Below are 16,583 nucleotides of genomic sequence, written 5' to 3' on the forward strand. Positions count from 1 at the left end.
GGTCACCACCCGATCGGCATGACGCGCGGGCCGCGCACCAGCATCTCGGACTTCCACGTCACGTCGCCCGCCAGCCGCAGTTCCGGGAAGCGGGTGATCAGGGCGCTCAGCGCCTCCTGGAGCTCCAGCCGGGCGAGCGGGGCGCCCAGGCAGTGGTGGACGCCGTGGCCGAATCCCAGGTGCTGGTTGCCCTCCCGGGCGATGTCCAGCACGCCCGGGGCGGAGAACCGCAGCGCGTCGCGGTTGGCCGCGCCGATGGCGACCAGGACCGGGCTCCCGGCCCGGACCAGTGTTCCGCCGACCTCGATGTCCTCGGTGGCATAACGGGGTTGGCCGGAACCGCTGCCCAGCGGCACGAAGCGCAGCAGCTCCTCGACCGCGTTCGGGACGAGCCCGGGTTCGGCCCTGAGCCGGGCCAGCTGGTCCGGGTGATCCAGCAGGGTGAGGACGAAGTTGGGGATCTGGGTCGCCGTGGTCTCGTGTCCGGCCACCAGGATGCCCACGCACAGATCGATGAGTTCGAGCTCCGAGAGCCGGTCACGCCCGTCACGGGCCTCGATCAGGGCCGTCATCAGGTCGTCCTGCGGCTCCGCGCGGTGTTGTGCGATCAACCCGGCCATATAGGCGCGCAGTTCCTCGCGGTTGCGGTCGAACTCCTCGGCGGTGAGCGAACTGGTCGACAGCGCGGCGTCGCTCCACGCGCGGAACTTCGGGCGGTCCTCGGTGGGAACTCCCAGCATCCGGCAGATCACCGCGACCGGGAGCGGCAGCGCGAACAGGTCCACCAGATCGGCGGGTTGGCCCGCCGCCTCCATGCCGTCGAGCAACTCGGACGTCAACTGGCGTACCTGCGGGCGCAGTTTCTCGACCTGGCGAACCGTGAACGCCTTGGCGACCAGGGAACGCAGCCGGGTGTGGTCGGGCGGATCCATGCTGAGGATGCCGCTGTCGCGCTGTCCCTCGGACTGTCGGGGTTCGTCGTGCGAGAGGGCCGCCGCCCGGCTGAAGCGCTGGTCCCCGAGGACGAGCCGGGCGTCCGCGTAACGGGTGACGAGCCAGGCCGGCTCGCCGTACGGCATCTGGACGCGTAACAGGCCGGGCCGGTCGCGTACGCGCTCGTACTCCTCGGCGAGTTCCAGCCCTGCGGCGGTGTTGAAGGGATAGGCGAGGGGGGTGACATCTGCTGTGGTCACTGCGACCTCCGATATGTAAGCAGCTGCTTACAACGGTAGGAGCGGCCACATGGCAGGTCAACGATGCTTTACGGCCGTTATCCTTACGGGCCGCTCCGAGAGGTCCGAAAGGAGGGCCGACATGGAGTCCGCCCCCGTCCCGTCGCCCCGAGAGCGCCGCCGGGGCGCCGAGGCCGCGCGTCACCCGGGTGCCGAGGCCGCGCGTCGCGGGGAGGCCGAAGCCGCATCTCGCCACGATGCCGTGGGTGCGCCTCGCCGGTCGGACGCCATGGGCGTCCCGCGCCGGGACGCGGCGGCCACGCGCCGACGACTGCTGGACGCGGCCAGCGACCTGTTCGCGGAGCAGGGGTACGAGGGGACAACGGTCCGGAGTATCGCCGCGCGGGCCGGGGTCAACCAGGCACTGCTCTTCCGCTACTTCGGGTCCAAGCAGGGGCTGCTCACCGAGGTCCTGGCCCAGGGCGGACTGGAGCAGTTGCGCGCCACCCCGCCCGAGGAGCTCTTCGAGACCGCCCTGCGCTCGATGCTGACGCGCAGCTCGGGCGGTACGGAAGACCGCACCCTGGAGGTTTATCTGCGGTCCATCGGGCGGGGCGAGGAGGCGGCCGGCACGCTGCGGGAGCTGGGCGAGGAGTACCAGCAGGCACTGGCCGGGCTCTCCGGTGCGTCGGACGGCGCCCTGCGCGCGGAACTCGCCATGGCCTGGTTGCTCGGGATCGGCCTGATGCGGACGGTCGTCGCCCGCGAGCCCCTGGCCGGGGCGGAGCCGGACGACGTCTGCCATCTGGTGCTCGGCGCGCTCGGCCATCTCTGGTCGGCGCCGGAACAGGGACGAGAACCGGAACAGGGGCGAGAGCCGGGGGAAGCGGGAGAAGCGGGGGAGGGGCGGAGTGCGGCGCAAGGGCGGGGCGAGGCGGGCCCGGTCCCGGAGCAGCGGCAGGGCTCGGGAGAGCGGCAGGGCCCAGGGGAACAGCAGGGCCCAAGGGAACAGCAGAGCCCGGGGGAACGGTAGCCGGGGCGGGGGATGCCGGGGAGGCGGTGCGGGAGTTCGGGAGCGGTGGGGTGTCCGGTGGGGGACGCGTCGGGGCCCGGTCCCGGAGCTCAAGCCCCGGGACCGGGCCCCGACGGTATGTGCGCGATGGCCGGTGGCGGCGTACGCGTACGTATTCACCGGTGGTGGCAGTGCGTATGTGTGACCGGGTTGGGTTGCCGGTGCGTACGCGTTACCGGTGGCGGTTCTCGAAGGTGGTGAAGGCGGCCTCCTGGCGCCATTCGGTCGCCGCCTTCGGATTCTCGGCGAGGTAGCGGGCACAGCGCGTGCCCGGGTTTCCTTCGCCCGGCCGGTCGGCACGGCAGGCGGCGACCATGCGGTAGCCGGAAGCCGCGGAACCGGCGGCCCACAGGCTGCGGCCGTCGCGGAAGGCGTACTCCAGCGAGGCGCGCGCCAGGTCCTTCAGCTCGGTGTAGCGCAGACCGTACGTCCGGGCCGCGTACGCGTACTCATGGCTGATGTCGATCCGCGACACCCCCGGATCGTCGGTGGCCAGGACCACCGGAACGCCGTAGCGCCGGTACGCGTTGAACGGGTGCTCGGCGCCCGCGATGCCGAGGATCTGCTTGTTGCTGCTGAACGGCACCTCGACCGCCACGCCGCGTCGGGCCATCGTCCGGGCGAGCTGCCGCCAGTCGTCCTCGTGGACCAGGTCGACGCCGTGTCCGATGCGCTCGGCGCCGGCGACGAGCACGGCCTCACGGATGTGGAACCGCAGATCCTCCGGCTTCACCATGCCGGGGGCCAGCTCACCGGCGTGAAGGGTGAGATGGGCGCCCGGGTACACACCGCGCAGGTACTTCAGCATCCGCATCTGGAGGCGGTAGTTCTCCAGCGAGCTGTCCCAGTCCTCGGGCTGCACGAGGTTGACCGCGACGAACCTCCGGTCGCGCTCGGCCAGCCGCATCCCGACCGCCATCTGCGTGAACACGCGCGCCGGTGAACTGCCCCGGGACACCTGGGAGATCCACCGGACGGGGAGGCGGCAGCCCGGGTCGGGGCGAGCCGTGTCGCAGTGCGCGGCGGCCCGGAACTCCACGTCGGCGTCGTCGGCCTCCTTGACCGCCTCGTCCACGACCCGGTCGAGCTGCCCGCCGGACAGCAGCTTGCGGTGGAACGCCGCGAAGTCGGGGTCGTACCCCACCTTCTCGGACAGCTTCTTGGCGCTGTCCGAGGCCGGGGTGACCAGGGTCTCCAGATAGAACTGGTTCTGCTCGACCACGGTGTTGGAGACGTTGGCGAGGAGCTTGCCGCGGTCCCAGGTCGCCATCCCGAACTTGTCGAACGTGGCGAAGAAATGGTCGTGCCCGGACTGGTCGGCCGGGAAGTCCTGCATCGACCAGGCCCGTACGATCTGCTGCCGGAACGCCGCGTCGGTCCGCGCGTCGGCTGCCGGTCGCGTACCCGGACCGCACGGCGGTGCCACGGCCGTCATCGTGGCGTCGATGCACAGGCCCTTTTCGCCCGCGAGTTTGATCAGGAACTCGGTCGTGGCCGCGCCCGACAGGTGATTGTGCAGGTCGCCACCCTTGGGCAGGGCTTTGAAGAACTCCTTCAGCCGCTCGGGCCGGTTTCGCAGCGAGTCGAGGTACGCGGAGGTCCGTCGCTCGGCCGGGGTGACCGCGCGAGGCGAGAACCGTTCCGCGGCGGCCGGACGGGACGAGGTGCCGCCGGCGGGTGCCGCCGCGGCGGCCGGAACCGCCGGGAGCAGGGACAGCACGGTGAGCGCGCCGAGCCCGGCGGCACAAAGGGACTTGGGACGGTGAGCCGTCCGTTTCGATGAGGTCACCGCCGCATGATTGCGCCCGGGAGGAGCTTTTCTCACCGAAACCATATTGATGGCCGAAAACTCCCACTCGATCGAGTGCGTGTGGGGCCGCGCCTCCCACCGTCCCGATGTTTTTTCAGGGCGACAGCCCCCGGAGAACTCGGGGGGCGAGACGCGTGGACGGCTGCTGGCCGACCCCCAACTGACCGACCCCCAACTGACCGACGCCCAACCGACCGACCGGTGGCCTTCGACGCGTTCGCGGTGGACTTCGACCCGATGTGCGACCCTGACGACCACGGGCTGCAACTTCTCCTGAGTGGATCGGTCGTATCCGCAGTGATCTGCCGGGTGTTGCCGGTGTGTCCTGCGCACGCACAGCGGCCGCCACGGTTCAGCGGCTCGCCGACGAGTCGGCGAACTGGACGCTCATGCCGACCCATGTCCTAGCCCGCCGTGAGCCCCGCCCGCGCCCGTGCCCTGCCGCATACCGTGGCGCCGCGGCAGCCCCAGCTCTGCCGCCTATTGCGCGCGGCTGCACCGCCCATCGGCTCACCCCGAGCAGGCTGCACGACGGGATCAGCGGCCCGCTGGACGGCTCGCGCTGGGGCGACTTGGGGTCAGCATGACAACTCCCTGTGACACACGTGCGGTTGTCTTCTGCGCCTCTTCCAGGCCGACCGCGCGTTGGACACTCTGGGTATGCATCGTCATTACGCAGAGTGGAAAGGTATGGATCATGACGACGATGGAACGGCGCGAAGCGGCGGAGCGGGAAGTGCGGGCGGCGGAGGACGCGGTGGCACGGCTGAGAGAAGGTCTCTCGGGGGTGGGGGTCACGCTGCCGTCGTTGCGGGTCGACCCGGTGTCGTGTGCCGGGAGCGATCCCGCGCCGCTGGTGGAGCTCGGCCGGTGCAACCTCGACACGGCACTGCGGCTGAGCGCGGTGCTGGAGGCGCAGGGGAGGCCCGGACATGAGCGGTGAAGGGGGCGAACCGGGCGCACGGGGTTCGCGGAGTACGCCGGATGCGCAGGGCGGGCGGGGTTCGGGCGGTGTGCGGGGGGTGCCGGGCGCGCAGGATGCGCAGGGGGCGCCGGAGACGCCGGAGATCGGGGCGTTCGCGGTGGACGCTCGGGACGGACGGGTGGGACGCGTGATGGGGAGCGTCGGGCCGTACGTACAGCTCCGGGCGCCGGGCGGCGGGGCGGAGTGGGACTGCCCGCCGGACCTGGTGCGGGCGGCGCCCCCCGGACTGGAGCTGCGGGCACGGGTGACGGAGATCAATCGGGAGGGGCGGCTCCCGCGCTGAAGACCGGCCGTGCCGATGGCCCGGACCGGCACCGAACCGGGACGGCCAGGACCGGCGCCGTTCGAGGAGTCGGGTCCGGGCCGAGGGCGTGCGGGGGCAGCCGTCCGCAGGCCCGGCGGTGTGTTCCGGTGGCGTGTTCCGGTGCCATCGTCGGCGCGGGCTGTCAGGCCGGGTTCGACGACCGGACCAAGAAGCACCGCGCCTACGCGCGCCGGGGTGCCGACGTATCCGTTGACCGACCGGTTCGATACGCGTGGCGCGACGACCACGCTGTTCACGGAGCCGAACGAGGACGGGACGTACAAGCGCTCCGACCCTGTGCCGTTCGGGAAGCCGTTCACGCGGCCCGAGCCCTTCGGCACGACGCCGCTCACGGGACTTCCCGGGGGGCTTTCCCGTCGGGGGCTTCCCCGCGGAACGGGCGGTGACGGGAAGACGAGAAGCGAAGGAGAGGACGGCACCCCGGTGTGGGTGCCGCCCTCTCCGCCTCGTTCACCCGGTCACAGACCCGCAGGCTCCTTGGCCTGGTCCGGGCCCGAGCCCGGGACCGTGGGGGTGTTCGGGGCCTCGGAAGCGTGGGACGCCGTGGCGCCCGCCGGTTCCTGCGACACGTTGAACTCGGTCAGCAGTTCCTTGCCGAAGCCGAAGAAGTACGTCGCGAGGAACCCGGTCAGATAGCCGACCAGCAGCCCGCCGCCGTAGATCGCGATCGTGGTGCCCAGGCCGTGGTTGCCGTCGAGAAGGGGGAACAGGGCCCAGCCGGACGGGCCGATGGCCGTGGAACCGACCTTGTCACCGAGCTGGTTGAACAGGCCGATGAAACCACCGCCGAACGCGCCGCCCACACACGCCGTGATGAACGGACGGCCCAGCGGGAGGCTGACACCGTAGATCAGCGGCTCACCGACGCCCAGCAGACCGGCCGGGAGAGCGGACTTGATGGTGCGTCGGACCGAACCGTTGCGGGGCAGCCGGAAGTAGACCGCCACGGCCGCGCCGACCTGGCCTGCGCCTGCCATCGCGAGGATCGGGAGCAGGACCGTGTAGCCCTGCTGCTCGATCAGGGTGGTGTGGATCGGGATGAGAGCCTGATGCAGTCCCAGCATCACCAGCGGCAGGAACAGGCCGCCGAGGACGAAGCCCGCGCCCGCGCCGCCGTTGGCGAGCAGCCAGTCGGCGAACGAGCCGATCGCGGTGGAGACCTCACCGGCCACGTACATCAGGCCGAAGATCGTCACCAGCCCGGAGACCAGGACCGTCAGCGTCGGTGTGACCAGGACGTCCAGCGCCTCGGGCACCCAGCGGCGGCACCACTTCTCCACGTACACCGCGAGCACCGCCGCGCCGAGCGCGCCCAGCACGCCGCCCTGGCCGGGGGAGAGCTTCTGGCCGAACGCCTCGATGTTGGCGACGCCCGGAAAGACGACGATCGCCGCGACCGCACCGCCCAGGATCGGCGTACCGCCGAACTCCTTCGCCGTGTTGAAGCCCACGAACACGGCGATCAGAGCCATGAACCCGGACGCCATCGCGGCGAGCGCGGGTGTGACGGAGGGCAGCCAGCCCAGGTTCACCAGCAGTCCGTTGAGACCGGCGATGATGCCGCAGCCGATGAGCGCCGGGATCAGCGGCACGAAGATGTTCGCGATCCGGCGCAGGAAGAGCTTGAGCGGGGTGGCGTTCTTCGCCTTCCGCGCCGCCCTCATCGCCGCGCCGTGGGCGGCCAGTTCCTCCGCCGAGGCGGACGCGGCGGCGGCTCCGGCTCCGGGGGCGGGAGCGGTGCCGCCCTCGACCCCGGTCCCGGTCCCGGATACGGGGACGGGCGGCTGGGCGGGCTGCGGGGCGGTGGCCTCCCTGCCCTCCTCCACCAGCCGTTCGAACTCCGGCGTGACCCGGGCGACGGTGCCCGGGCCGAGGACGATCTGATACGTGTCGTCCTCGACCACGCCCATGACGGCGGGTATCGCCTTCAGAGCCTCGTCGTTGACGAGTGAGCGGTCGCGCAGTCCCAGCCGGAGCCGGGTCATGCAATGGGCGATGGAGTCGACGTTCGCGGCGCCACCGACGAGCGGAAGGATCGCGGCGGCTGTGGCGCGGTTCTTGTCTTCTGGTGCCATGGTGCGTGGTGCCTTGCTGTGCGGGGGTGGTGCGGGATGGTGCCGGTGGTTCAGGCGGTGCGGGGCGATGCTGGTGGTTCAGGCGGTGCGGGGTGATGCTGGTGGTTCAGGTGGTGCGGGGTGATGCTGGTGGTTCAGGTGGTGCGGGGTGATGCTGGTGGTTCAGGTGGTGCGGGGTGATGCTGGTGGTTCAGGCGGTGCGGGGTGATGCTGGTGGTTCAGGCGGTGCGGGGGGCTGCGGCAAGAGCAGGCCGGAGGTGGCCGTCGGAGGCGGCCAGCAGGCTCTCGGCCGTGGGGCCGTCGACCCGGCCGAGGATCGTGAGGATGGCTTTCTTCACCTCGCCGTCGGTCGCGGTGAGCGCGGCCTCGATCTCCGCGTCGGACGCGCCGGTGGCGAGCGAGACGATCCGGCGGGAGCGGGCGCGCAGCTTGTCGTTGGAGGCGCGGACGTCGACCATGAGGTTCCCGTACGTCTTGCCGAGCCGGATCATCGTGATCGTCGAGATCATGTTGAGGACGAGCTTCTGGGCCGTGCCCGCCTTGAGCCGGGTGGAGCCGGTGATCAACTCGGGGCCGACGACGACCTCGATGCCGTGCTCGGCGGCGGCGGCCAGCGCCGAGCCCGCGTTGCAGGACAACCCGATGGTCAGCGCGCCTTTGCCGCGGGCGTGCTCCACGGCGCCGATCGCGTACGGCGTGCGGCCGGACGCGGAGATGCCGACCACGGTGTCATCGGCCGTGAGCCCCAGGGCCTCCAGGTCGGCGGTGGCCAGTTCCTTGCTGTCCTCGGCGCCCTCGACGGCCTTGACCATGGCGGACGGGCCGCCCGCCATCAGGCCCACGACCTGGGACGGGTCGGTGTTGAAGGTGGGCGGGCACTCGCTGGCGTCCAGCACACCGAGCCGGCCCGCGGTGCCCGCGCCCGCGTAGATCAGCCGGCCGCCCCGGGCCATGCGCTCCGCGGTGCCGTCGATCGCCGCGGCGATCTCGGGCAGTCGGGCGCCGACGGCGACCGGGACGGATTGGTCCTCGCCGTTCATGATCCGGGCGATTTCGAGCGTGTCCAACCGGTCGATCTCGGCCAGCTCCGGGCGGAACGCCTCGGTGGTGAGCGTGTCGAGCTGGGCGCGGAGATCTCCGTACCCGGCGGGGGGAGTGGCTTCGCCGCCCGTTCGGTCGGCGTCGGTCGTGGAGGTCATGGAGGAAGGCTCTGCTTTCTCTTTCTCGGTCTCGTAAGGGCTTGTCCGGGCTTGCTCGGGCTTGTTTCGGGCTTCTTCGATCTCGGCCGAGCCTCGGCGACCTCGGCCGGTCTCGGGTGGTGTCGCTCGGGCCCGGCCGGGCTCGGGCGGTCTCGGGCGGTCTCGGGCGGGCTCGGTCGGCTGTGCGGGGTCGGCTGTAGAACGGGCTGCGGGGCGGGTCGGCTGCTGGGGTACGGCTGCTGCGGTGCGGGTGTCGCGCGGCGTCAGCGCGGGCGTGGGGTGTGGCGGTGGGCCAGTGCCTCGTAGGAGGCGGCGAGGGCCGGGGCGGCCGTTTCGTAGGTGCGCTGCGCGACGCCTATGAACAGGCAGTCGACGACGAGTAGTTGGCTTGTGCGGCTCGACATGGCGGCGGGCCTCAGCTCGGTCTCCCGGGCTGTGGACGTGGTCAGTACGTGGTCGGCGTACTGCGTCACCGGACCGTCGGGACGGCCCGTGATCGCGATCGTCGTCGCGCCATGGTCGAAGGCGACCCGCAGCGGCTCGATGACGTCGACGGTGGAGCCGGAGTGCGTGATCGCGATGGCCACGTCGCCGGAGCGCAACTGCACGGCGTTGGTCACCGCGAGGTGCGGATCCGTGTGGGGGTGCGCGATCAGGCCGATACGGGCCAGCTTCTGCGCCAGGTCCTGGCCGACGAGGGAGGAGGCGCCCACGCCGTAGATGTCGATGCGGCGTGCGGTGGCGGCGGCGGCGACGGCGGCGCCGAGCTGGACCGTGTCGAGCCCCGCGGCCGTGTCGGCGAGGGTCTGCTGCTCGTCGTAGGCCAGCTTGGCGACCACGTCGGCGATGGGGTCGTCGACCGTGATGTCGGCGGTGACCGACGGGGCCCGCCCCGACTGCTGGTGCGCCGCGAGCCCGGCGAGGGCGAGGCGCAGATCGCGGTAGCCGGGATAGCCGAGCAGGCGGGCCGTGCGCACCACCGTCGCCTCGCTGGTGCCGGTGAGCTCGGCGAGACCGGTGACCGTCAGGGCGGCGCAACCGGCGGGATCACCCGCGACGGCCTCGGCGACGCGCTGCATGGAGCGGGTCATGGACGGCGCGAGCGTACGCACCTTGGCCGCGAGGGCCGCCGGAGCGGGCGGGGATTCAGCGCTGAAACTTTCCTTCAGGTCACGGGTCACATTTGAAAGATATTTTCAACACGGGTTCCCGTCAACCCCCCTTTCCGGCCCTGTGGCCGGGGACCGGTCCGGGGCTCGGGTCCGGGAGCCGGCCGGACAGGCCCGTTCGCGAGCGGGGCGACAAGGTGGCGGGGTGACAAACGAGCGGGGTGACAATGGGCGTATGGAGATGAATCCCTTGGAACAGGCGTTGCATACGGCCCGCGCACTGGTCATGGCCGATCTCGCCGCGGGCGGCGTCGCCGAGGCCGGGATCGTCTCGCTGGTCGAGGACGCGGTGACCCATCGCCGCTGGTGGGTCGAACAGTGGCCCGAGGGCGCCGCGTTCGTCGTCGGTCTGGTCGCTCAGGACGTGCAGGACGCGCTGCTCGAACAGTACGGGCGCTGGCCGCTGTGCCCGGTCTGCGACGCGGGCGACCCGCACGCCCTGGACGTCGAACCGGAACTCGGACCGGACCCGCACTGGGTGTGCACCAAGGCGGCCGTCGCCGTGGCGCCGGTCGGTTCGCTGGGCGGGATACCGCGCGGGTGACGGTCTATATCGATCCGCCGCAGTGGCCGGGGCACGGGCGGCTCTGGTCGCACCTGGTCAGCGACGTGTCCTTCGAGGAACTGCACGCCTTCGCTGCGTCGATCGGCTGCCCGCGCCGCGCGTTCGAACGGGACCACTACGACGTGCCCGAGTCGCGCTACGAGGACGCGGTGCGCGCCGGGGCGGAGGAGATCGGCTCGAAGGAACTCGTCCGCCGGCTCACGGACGCCGGGCTGCGACGGCCCAAGGGGCGTCCGGCCCCCGCCCCGTCGGGGGCACGGCTCGGCTGAACGTCCCCGCAGCGCCGGAGGCGGGGTCCGGGCAGCGGACCGAGCGGCAGGCCGGACGCCCGGGGCGGGCGCCGATGGCCGGGCGGGGCGTCGAGACCGCCTACCCGTGCCGGCACGGGTAGGCGGCGGGGCCGGGCACCGAGGCCGGTCGCGGCCGGGGAGACGGGCGGACGGCGGAGGTCAGACCCCTGTGGTGCCCGTCTCCGCGCACATCTCCGACGCCCGGACGGACCGGTCCGCCGTCGCAGAGGCTGGTGCCGATGAGGCCGATGAGGCCGATGAGGCCGATGAGGCCGATGAGGCTGACGGGGCTGACTGGGCTGACGGGGCTGACGGGGCCGAGGACGTCGCCCTCGGCGAGCCCGTCACCCGCAGGGACCCGCCCCCGCGGCCTTGGAGCCGCAACGAGATCACCACGGCCACCAGCGCCAGCACGGTCATGGCCGCTCCCGCCCACGCGGTTGCGGCGAAACCGAAGTCGGCGTCGATCACCGCGCCGCCCAGCCAGGGGCCGCCCGTGTTGCCGAGGTTGAACGCGGCGGTCGTGGTCGCACCGGCCAGCGTCGGGGCGGCGCCCGCCACGTTGAACATCCGGGCGTTCAGCGCCGGGGCCGTGTAGAACGCCGAGACGCCCAGCAGGAACGACAGCCCGATCGCGGCCACCTGGTACGAGGCGAACAGGGCCAGCGCGACCAGGAACACCGTCGAGGCCGCGATGCCGCTCATCAGCACCCCGAAGAGATGTGCGTCCGCGACCCGGCCGCCGATCGTCGTACCGACCAGTGCGCCGATCCCGAAGAGCGCGAGCACCGTCGGAACCCATCCGGAGTCCAGTCCGGCGACATCCGTCAGCAGCGGGGCCAGATAGCTGAACGCGCAGAACACACCGCCCGCGGCGAGCGCCGTGATCACGATCGACAGCCACACCTGACGGTCCCGGTAGATGGCCGTCTCCTGCCTGAGTCGCGGCTTCCGCTCCGGCAGCGGGATGCGCGGGATCAGCGTCACGACCCCGACCAGCGCCACCGCGGATGCCGCCCCCACGGCCCAGAACGCCGAGCGCCAGCCGAGGTTCTCACCGAGCAGGGCCCCCAGGGGCACGCCCAGTACATTGGCGATCGACAGACCGCCGATCATCACGGCCATCGCGCGGGCCCTGGCGTTCATCGGCACCATCGCGATGGCGACCGCCGCCCCCACCGCCCAGAAACCGGCGCAGGCGAAGGCGCTCACGATCCGCGACGCGAACAGCACCTCGTACGTCGGCGCCAGCGCGCCCACGACCTGTCCGATACCGAAGACGGAGATCAGGGAGATGAGCGTGGTGCGGCGCGGCAGCCGCAGCGTGGCGACGGCGAGCAGCGGGGCGCCGATCACCATGCCGATCGCGAAGGCGGATATGAGGAGTCCGGCGCGGGGAATGGACACGTTCATGTCGTCGGCGATCGGCGGCAGCAGACCGGAGAGCATGAACTCACTGGTGCCCAGGGCGAAGACGGAGAGACCGAGGATGTAGACGGCCAGGGGCATGCGGGAGGGGCGAGCGGCGGAGTCGGGCATGACTGCTGACAACCGTGTCCGCCGTGGCGTCATTCCCGCCGGCGCCGGTTTCACGCAGGTGTCACACACCCGTCATGTCCGGTGCGCAGGCCGTGCGCCGGCCCGTCGTCCGTCGCCAGGTCCCCGGCCCGTCGTCCGGTGCCTGGTCCTCGGCCCCGGCCCGTCGTCCGTCGGGCGGTCCTCGGCGCCGGCCTTCAGCGGTCGAGCAGTTCCAGTTCGGTCAGCAGGTTCTGCCGCGCCCGCGGCTCCCAGTGCTCCGCCGCGTACGGCGTACGGAACAGGCGGGGCAGGCCGAGCAGCTGACGCAGCACCATCGCCCGCCCCTCCCGGAACGCGTCGTCGGGCACGAATCCGTACTCCGCGCGCACCTGTGCCGCGTACGTGGCGTACTCCCTCGGGGGCGCCGCCAGGATCGCCAGATCGGCGTCGCACAGCACCTCGCCGTCGGCGTCGCCGGCCGCCGGATCGTGGCCGACGGTGAGCCGGACGAGCCGGGCCACCTCGGCGGTGACCTCGTCCGGTACGCCCGCCTCCGGCAGGGCGCGCTCGGCGAGGGCCGCGCTCCGTTCCTCGTTCTCCGAGCGGTCGGGCCGGTACACCGCGTCGTGGAACCAGGCGGCCAGGCGCACGGTGTGCGCGTCGGCCGCGTACGCGGCGAGCGTGTCGACGTGGTCGAGCACCGCGATCAGATGCGCGGTGGTGTGGTATTGCCGCTGCGGCTCGGCCCAGCGCGCCAGCAGATCGTCCGCGTACGGCCCCGGATCGGGGCCGGGAGCCCCGCGTCGTGCGGCGAGGAGCGTCTCCCGCCAGCGGTCGCGGAGCCTGGCGCGGGTGGCGGCCGCCTCCTGGGCGCCGCTTCCGCGTGAGCTGTCGGTCATGGCACGACCTTACGGCCGTCCGGCGGCTCCAGGAACGGTGTGCGCCCCGGTCCGGGAGGCTCGCGGGCCGACCCGAGCGAGGCCGCCCGGCCGAGTCCCCGGCCCACCATGCAGGACGGGGCCCGTCCGGCCGGGAGGAGGGCCGGACGGGCCCCGTCGGGGCCGGGGAGGCGGTGCTACGACGCAGCCTTGAACCCCCGCAGCCGCAGCGAGTTGCCGACCACGAAGACCGAGGAGAACGCCATCGCCGCGCCCGCGATCATCGGGTTGAGCAGTCCGGCCGCGGCGAGCGGCAGGGCGGCCACGTTGTAGGCGAAGGCCCAGAACAGGTTCGTACGGATCGTGCCCAGCGTCCGGCGGGCGAGCCGGATCGCGTCCGGCGCGGCCCGCAGGTCGCCGCGCACCAGGGTCAGGTCGCTCGCCTCGATCGCGGCGTCCGTGCCGGTCCCCATGGCCAGGCCCAGATCGGCCTGGGCGAGCGCCGCCGCGTCGTTCACCCCGTCGCCCACCATGGCGACCGAGTGCCCCTGCGACTGGAGTTCCTTGACGACGTCGACCTTGTCCTCGGGCATGACCTCCGCGTACACCTTCTCGATCCCGACCTCGGCCGCGACCGCCTCGGCCACCGCCCGGTTGTCACCGGTCAGCAGGATCGGGGTGAGGCCGAGGCCCCGCAGCCGCTGGATCGCCTCCGCGCTGGTGTCCTTCACCGCGTCGGCGACCTCCAGGACCGCGCGCGCCTCCCCGTCCCAGGCGACCGCGATGGCCGTCCGGCCCCCGGTCTCCGCCTCGGCCTTCCGGCGGGCCAGCTCGGCCGGCAGGTGGATCTCCCACTCCGCGAGGAGTTGTTCGCGGCCGACGAGGACGGCGTGGCCGTCGACGATGCCCTGGACGCCGAGGCCGGGGACGTTGGTGAAGTCCTCGGGGTTGGGGAGGGGGTTGCCGGTGCGTTCGGCGGCTCCGGCGGCGACGGCCTGGGCGATGGGGTGTTCGGAGGAGTGTTCCAGGGCGCCGGCGAGGCGCAGGACGTCGGTCTCGTCGGTGCCGTCGGCGGTGTGGATGTCGAGGAGGGTCATGCGGCCGGTGGTGACGGTGCCGGTCTTGTCGAGGACGATGGTGTCGACGCGGCGGGTGGTCTCCAGGACTTCCGGGCCCTTGATCAGGATGCCGAGCTGGGCGCCGCGTCCGGTGCCGACCATGAGGGCGGTCGGGGTGGCCAGGCCCAGGGCGCACGGGCAGGCGATGATCAGCACGGCGACGGCGGCCGTGAACGCGGCCGTCAGGCCCGCGCCGTTGCCCAGCCAGAAACCGAGTGTGCCGAGCGCGAGTGCGATGACGACCGGGACGAAGACCGCCGAGATCCGGTCCGCGAGGCGCTGTGCCGCGGCCTTGCCGTTCTGCGCGTCCTCGACGAGCTTCGCCATCCGGGCCAATTGCGTGTCGGCGCCGATCCGGGTCGCCTCGACGACGAGCCGGCCGCCCGCGTTGAGCGTGGCACCCGTGACCGAGTCGCCGACACCGACCTCCACCGGCACGGACTCACCCGTCAGCATCGACGCGTCGATGGCCGACGCACCCTCCACGACGACACCGTCCGTGGCGATCTTCTCGCCGGGACGGACCAGGAACCGGTCCCCGACCTGGAGCTCGGCCGTGGGCACGGTCACCTCCCGGTCGCCGCGCAGCACGGTGACCTCCTTGGCACCCAGTTCGAGGAGCGCCTTGAGGACCGCGCCCGCCTTCCGCTTGGAACGGGCCTCGAAGTAGCGCCCGGCGAGGATGAAGGCGGTGACTCCGGCGGCGGCCTCCAGGTAGATGTTCCCGGCGCCGTCGCTGCGGCTGATCGTCAGCTCGAAGGGGTGCGTCATGCCGGTCATCCCGGCCGTGCCGAAGAACAGCGCCCACAGCGACCACAGGAACGCTGCCGAGGTGCCCACCGAGATCAGTGTGTCCATCGTCGCCGCCCCGTGCCGGGCGTTGGTCCAGGCGGCCCGGTGGAACGGCCAGGCGGCGTATGTGACGACGGGAGCCGTCAGCGTCAGCGCCAGCCACTGCCAGTAGTCGAACTGGAACGCCGGAACCATCGACAGGACGATCACCGGCACGGAGAGCGAGACGGCGGTGACCAGCCGCTGCCGCAGCACCGTCAGCTCGGCGTCCTCCTCGCCCGCGGCGGGGGCTTCCTTCTCGGCGGCGGCCGGGGGAGCGGGCTCGTGCGCCGTGTAACCGGTCTTCTCCACCGTGGCGATCAGGTCCTGCACGGAGACGTCCTCGCCCCGGTAGCTGACCTTGGCCTTCTCGGTGGCGTAATTGACGGTGGCCTCGACCCCGTCCATCCGGTTGAGCTTCTTCTCGATGCGGGCCGCACAGGAGGCGCAGGTCATGCCGCCGATCGCGAGCTCGACCTCTGCTGTGGTCCCGGCGAGCGTGCCGGGACCGGTGCCGGTGGTGGCGGTATGCGCGGACACGATGTCCTCCCTGGCGGAGATCCCATACCCCTGGGGGGTATGCCTACGCCTTCAGGTATACCCCCCACCCCTATTAAACGCAAGGCGGGAATGCCCAGGGCGCCCGGTGCGTGCGTGTCTGGGCGGCCGGATGCGTCCGACCTCACGGCGCTCGGCTCGTATTCGGGCTGTGTCCGGGGGAGATCTCCCCGTAGGGTGGCATTGGACTAGACCTGTTGACCTATTGGCGCTTCCTGGAGGATGGGGATCCGATGAGCAACCGTGCAGTCCTGGAGGTGATCGCTCTCGACGCGGAGGACGCGGTCGCCGCCCAGGCGGGTGGTGCGGACCGGCTGGAGCTGGTGACCGACATGGCGGCGGACGGCCTGACCCCGCCCCGCCCGACCTTCGCGGAGATCCGGGCGGCGGTGGACCTCCCGCTACGGGTGATGATCAGGCTGGCGGGCGGCTTCGCCGCCGGTGACCTCGACGTGCTCGTGGCCAAGGCACACGAACTGCGGGAGGCGGGCGCCGAGGAGTTCGTCCTGGGCTTCCTCGATGCCGAGGGCGGCCCGGACCTGGACGCCGTCGAGCGGCTCGTCACCGAACTGGACGGCTGCCACTGGACGTTCCACCGGGCGATCGACCGCTCCGCCGACCGGGACATGCTGCGCAAGCAACTGGCGGACCTGCCCGGTCTGGACACCTATCTCACGGCGGGCTCCCCGAAGGGCGTCGACGACGGCATCCCGACCCTGGTGGCCGAGATGGCGCGCAAGGGCGAACCCGGGTACGAGCCGCGGATCCTGGTGGGCGGCGGCCTGCGCCTGGACCATCTGCCGGAACTGCTGGCCGCGGGCATCGACGCGGTGCACATCGGCGGCGCGGCCCGCCCGCAGGGCTGGTCGGGCCCGGTGGACGCGGCGGCGGTACGGGAATGGCGGACGGTCCTCGACGCGTGAGGGGGCGTGGCGTCCGCCCGGCGGGGCCCGGCCGACGGGAGCCCGTCTGCGGTGTGGCCCGTGGTGAGCCGATTCCGCGACGGGGATGCTCCTGC

General features: G+C 72.1%; 14 protein-coding genes. 6 read left to right on the forward strand and 8 right to left on the reverse strand.

Features of this window, described 5'->3' with window-relative positions:
- Nucleotides 1-2 precede the first annotated feature (2 nt).
- The gene (locus ACIHCL_RS05430) at nucleotides 3-1,193 is read right to left on the reverse strand and encodes a cytochrome P450 (protein ID WP_399857219.1); all 1,191 of its coding nucleotides are present in this window, start codon (nucleotides 1,191-1,193) and stop codon (nucleotides 3-5) included.
- Between the two features lie 121 nt (nucleotides 1,194-1,314).
- Between ACIHCL_RS05430 and ACIHCL_RS05435 the strand changes: the two genes are divergently transcribed.
- Complete coding sequence (locus tag ACIHCL_RS05435) at nucleotides 1,315-2,205, forward strand: TetR family transcriptional regulator (RefSeq protein WP_399857221.1); 891 nt, start codon at nucleotides 1,315-1,317, stop codon at nucleotides 2,203-2,205.
- Nucleotides 2,206-2,416: 211 nt separating this feature from the next.
- On the opposite strand, the gene ACIHCL_RS05440 is transcribed toward ACIHCL_RS05435, so the two are convergent.
- The gene (locus tag ACIHCL_RS05440) at nucleotides 2,417-4,078 is read right to left on the reverse strand and encodes an adenosine deaminase (protein WP_399857223.1); all 1,662 of its coding nucleotides are present in this window, start codon (nucleotides 4,076-4,078) and stop codon (nucleotides 2,417-2,419) included.
- Between the two features lie 673 nt (nucleotides 4,079-4,751).
- Here ACIHCL_RS05440 and ACIHCL_RS05445 point away from each other — a divergent pair.
- Both ACIHCL_RS05445 and ACIHCL_RS05450 read left to right on the forward strand, forming a co-directional pair.
- Entirely contained in the window at nucleotides 4,752-4,997 is a 246-nt protein-coding gene (locus ACIHCL_RS05445) for a hypothetical protein (RefSeq protein ID WP_399857224.1), read from the forward strand.
- Nucleotides 4,998-5,076: 79 nt separating this feature from the next.
- Nucleotides 5,077-5,322: a hypothetical protein gene (locus tag ACIHCL_RS05450; protein WP_399858006.1), complete on the forward strand. Its 246-nt coding sequence runs from the start codon at nucleotides 5,077-5,079 to the stop codon at nucleotides 5,320-5,322.
- A gap of 500 nt (nucleotides 5,323-5,822) precedes the next feature.
- Here the strand turns inward: ACIHCL_RS05450 and ACIHCL_RS05455 are convergent, their stop codons facing one another.
- The 3 genes from ACIHCL_RS05455 to ACIHCL_RS05465 all read right to left on the reverse strand — a co-directional run bounded on the left by ACIHCL_RS05455 (nucleotide 5,823) and on the right by ACIHCL_RS05465 (nucleotide 9,819).
- A complete protein-coding gene (locus ACIHCL_RS05455) occupies nucleotides 5,823-7,439 on the reverse strand; it encodes a PTS transporter subunit EIIC (protein ID WP_399857226.1) in 1,617 nt (538 codons plus the stop codon).
- 218 nt (nucleotides 7,440-7,657) lie between these two features.
- Nucleotides 7,658-8,638, reverse strand: a complete 981-nt coding sequence (murQ, locus tag ACIHCL_RS05460) for an N-acetylmuramic acid 6-phosphate etherase (RefSeq protein WP_399857227.1) — start codon at nucleotides 8,636-8,638, stop codon at nucleotides 7,658-7,660.
- A gap of 263 nt (nucleotides 8,639-8,901) precedes the next feature.
- Nucleotides 8,902-9,819 (reverse strand): MurR/RpiR family transcriptional regulator, encoded by a 918-nt coding sequence (locus ACIHCL_RS05465; protein ID WP_399857229.1) that lies wholly within the window; start codon nucleotides 9,817-9,819, stop codon nucleotides 8,902-8,904.
- Between the two features lie 163 nt (nucleotides 9,820-9,982).
- On the opposite strand from ACIHCL_RS05465, the gene ACIHCL_RS05470 reads away from it, so the two are divergent.
- Both ACIHCL_RS05470 and ACIHCL_RS05475 read left to right on the forward strand, forming a co-directional pair.
- Entirely contained in the window at nucleotides 9,983-10,351 is a 369-nt protein-coding gene (locus ACIHCL_RS05470) for a hypothetical protein (protein ID WP_399857231.1), read from the forward strand.
- Nucleotides 10,348-10,641 carry a DUF4031 domain-containing protein gene (locus ACIHCL_RS05475; RefSeq protein ID WP_399857233.1) on the forward strand — a complete coding sequence of 98 codons (294 nt, stop codon included), beginning with the start codon at nucleotides 10,348-10,350 and terminating at the stop codon, nucleotides 10,639-10,641. Before ACIHCL_RS05470 ends, ACIHCL_RS05475 begins: the two co-directional genes overlap by 4 nt.
- Before the next feature lie 180 nt (nucleotides 10,642-10,821).
- Here ACIHCL_RS05475 and ACIHCL_RS05480 read toward each other — a convergent pair whose 3' ends face one another.
- The 3 genes from ACIHCL_RS05480 to ACIHCL_RS05490 form a co-directional block, all read right to left on the reverse strand.
- Nucleotides 10,822-12,171: a Cmx/CmrA family chloramphenicol efflux MFS transporter gene (locus ACIHCL_RS05480; protein WP_399858010.1), complete on the reverse strand. Its 1,350-nt coding sequence runs from the start codon at nucleotides 12,169-12,171 to the stop codon at nucleotides 10,822-10,824.
- A gap of 224 nt (nucleotides 12,172-12,395) precedes the next feature.
- Nucleotides 12,396-13,079 (reverse strand): hypothetical protein, encoded by a 684-nt coding sequence (locus ACIHCL_RS05485; protein ID WP_399857235.1) that lies wholly within the window; start codon nucleotides 13,077-13,079, stop codon nucleotides 12,396-12,398.
- Nucleotides 13,080-13,255: 176 nt separating this feature from the next.
- Nucleotides 13,256-15,547, reverse strand: coding sequence for a heavy metal translocating P-type ATPase (locus ACIHCL_RS05490; RefSeq protein ID WP_399857237.1), 2,292 nt, complete (start codon nucleotides 15,545-15,547; stop codon nucleotides 13,256-13,258).
- A gap of 251 nt (nucleotides 15,548-15,798) precedes the next feature.
- On the opposite strand from ACIHCL_RS05490, the gene ACIHCL_RS05495 reads away from it, so the two are divergent.
- Entirely contained in the window at nucleotides 15,799-16,488 is a 690-nt protein-coding gene (locus tag ACIHCL_RS05495) for a copper homeostasis protein CutC (protein WP_399857239.1), read from the forward strand.
- Nucleotides 16,489-16,583: the final 95 nt, after the last annotated feature.

The sequence above is a fragment of the Streptomyces sp. NPDC052042 genome (assembly GCF_044548345.1).
Classification (GTDB): domain Bacteria; phylum Actinomycetota; class Actinomycetes; order Streptomycetales; family Streptomycetaceae; genus Streptomyces.